This is a genomic window from Mordavella massiliensis, from assembly GCF_016901695.1.
GTDB lineage: Bacteria > Bacillota > Clostridia > Lachnospirales > Lachnospiraceae > Claveliimonas > Claveliimonas massiliensis_A.
This window is the reverse complement of sequence record NZ_JACJKS010000101.1, coordinates 1-270: the sequence shown is the minus strand read 5'-3', so window position 1 is coordinate 270 and position 270 is coordinate 1. Positions and strand designations below refer to the sequence as shown.

The following is a 270-nucleotide window of genomic DNA, read 5'->3' as shown; positions in this document are numbered from 1 at the left end:
GATATGGTCTGTATGTACTGCCAGTCCTATGCTGCCGGCAGACTGGATGTGACCATCCCGGATCCCGTGACACGCTTAAAGGAACGCCATGAAGATCTGAAAGACCTGAGGATCTACTTTTATTTCTGGTGTTTCTACGGGTTCTTCTGGTGTTTTTCCGTTTTTCACCAGTTTAACCCGCAAAGCTTCTGTTTTCTCTGGTGTTCATCTTAAACTTCTGCCTTTTCTGGTGTTTCTGCCTGCTTCACCAGATTTCTCCCAAGCTCTTCT

At 46.3% G+C, this 270-nt stretch carries 1 protein-coding gene; it reads left to right on the top strand.

The window, feature by feature from the left end; genetic code table 11:
• Nucleotides 1-213, top strand: a 213-nt coding sequence (locus tag H6A20_RS13280; protein ID WP_204907554.1) for a hypothetical protein, incomplete at its 5' end; no start/stop codon positions are given.
• Between the last annotated feature and the right edge of the window lie 57 nt (nucleotides 214-270).